Source organism: Lapidilactobacillus gannanensis (assembly GCF_003946675.1).
Lineage (GTDB): Bacteria > Bacillota > Bacilli > Lactobacillales > Lactobacillaceae > Lapidilactobacillus > Lapidilactobacillus gannanensis.
Genome location: NZ_RHOT01000070.1, coordinates 1 through 1941, shown reverse-complemented (window position 1 = coordinate 1941; position 1941 = coordinate 1). Strand labels below are relative to the sequence as shown.

At 38.9% G+C, this 1941-nt stretch carries 2 protein-coding genes; both read left to right on the top strand.

The genetic code is table 11. The annotated features are described in order from the left end of the window. Window positions 1-112: 112 nt before the first annotated feature. Window positions 113-841 carry a DUF975 family protein gene (locus tag EKM81_RS10975; RefSeq protein WP_125651600.1) on the top strand — a complete coding sequence of 243 codons (729 nt, stop codon included), beginning with the start codon at window positions 113-115 and terminating at the stop codon, window positions 839-841. Window positions 842-1038: 197 nt separating this feature from the next. Beyond that, complete coding sequence (locus EKM81_RS10970) at window positions 1039-1755, top strand: DUF975 family protein (RefSeq protein WP_125651598.1); 717 nt, start codon at window positions 1039-1041, stop codon at window positions 1753-1755. Window positions 1756-1941 lie beyond the last annotated feature (186 nt).

Sequence of the window (1941 nt, the reverse complement as noted above, 5' to 3'; positions counted from 1 at the left end):
GAAAATACAAAATACCCATCAAACGCGTGATGCATGTGTTTGATGGGTATTTTGCATATCTTTGTGAATAAATCAGGAATAAGCTTTCTGAAAAAATATTGGGGATGGGCTTATGGAGAAACATTACAAAACTCGTGCGGAGTTAAAACGTGAAGTAAAAGATCTTTATCGTAGCAATTGGGGAATGGCCATTAAGTTAAATTTAGTACCAACTTTGATTTCCGTGCTGGCAATTTTCTTAATTGTCATATTCGGCTTATTTTCTTTAATTTCGTTATCAATGGCGCCAGATATTATGGGCAGTGCTGATAGTATCTTTGCTGCCTTTTCAGTATTCACCTTGCTAGGTAGTGCTTCTGGTGGCGGCGGTTTAGGTGGTTTTATCATTACCCTAATTGTCACTGGGATTTTATACACCTCACTAGACTGGCTTCGAACTCAACAAAAGCCTGACGGCGCCTTGCGAAATGCCTTTACTGTTTTCTCAGGCAAGTATTTCTTAGGCACTTTGTTAACCTACTTGTTGGTGCAACTTTTTACTTTCTTATGGTCACTATTATTTATCATTCCTGGAATTATCAAACAATATGCCTACTCACAGGCACTGTACGTTTTCAAAGACGCGGCTGATGCACCAGATCAAAATAATATTAGTTATTTTGACTGCATCACGAAGAGCCGGCAATTAATGGTCGGTCATAAATGGCGACTGTTCGTGCTACAACTCAGTTTTCTAGGCTGGGATATTCTGGCCAGCCTTAGTTTTGGCATCGGTAATCTTTGGTTGACACCATACAAAAACGCAACCTACGCTGCTTTTTATAAAGATTTGGTTGATTAGCATAAAAAGTCGCAATCCTAACTGGGCTTGAGGTCAGGACTGCGACTTTTTTTGACAATATTTTTAGTGAGTGGGCTGATAAGTCTGAAGTTTAAAACTAGTTTTAGATTTCTAATAACTATTGTATTCGGCTGGTGCCTATGATATAAACAAAGACATATATTTGGGCAAAAGCTATTTTAAAGGGAGACTTTTTTATGATAAAAGCACATAAATCGCGGGCTGAGTTAAAGCGCGAGGTCAAGGATACCTTTCGCGGTAATTGGCTAGAAGCGATTAAATTGAATCTAGTGCCGGTTATTTTAGGCGTGATTGTTTTAATCATGGTTGGTGTTATGGCTGGCAAGGGCTACTTCTATTTTCTAAAAGAGAGTATTAATAACTTTGAATTTAGTAGTATTCGCGAAATCAATTCGAATCAGCAAACCTCTGGTGGCAGTACTTTGGGTGGTTTTGTGGCAGCATTGGTTACAACAGGAATCATGTACACTAGTTTGAACTGGTTAAGGACCAAGCAAGTACCAGAAAGCTCTTTAAAAGGCGCCTTCGCAGTTTTTACCAAGAAATATTTCATTGGTGTGTTTGCGACCACATTATTATTACGAATTTTTACTTTCCTGTGGACTTTACTCTTGATCATCCCTGGCATCATTAAAAATTACGCTTATTCTCAAGCAAATTTTGTTTTTAAAGATTTAGCAGATAGCAATAACGGTGAAAGCATTAGCTACCTAGATTGCATTACCAAAAGTCGCCAACTAATGGTTGGTAATAAATGGCGCCTTTTCATTTTGCAAGTTAGCTTCATCGGCTGGGATATTCTGGCCTGTTTAACTGCCGGAATCGGCTTCTTGTGGCTGATTCCTTATAAGAATGCTACTTACGCAGCTTTTTACGCCGACCTCGTTGATTAATCTTATCCCTGATAAAAAAGAATCTGGCGTCTGGGACATAAATCTTTTCACCAAAATAAAATAGATTTTAGCAGTTGAAAGGTGTCTCCAAAGACAACCGATTCTGCTTAGTAATCATCCACCCGCATAGCGGGTGGCTTTTTATTAGCCCTAGAAGGGCTTGCCACACGCAAAAAGCCCCTTAAA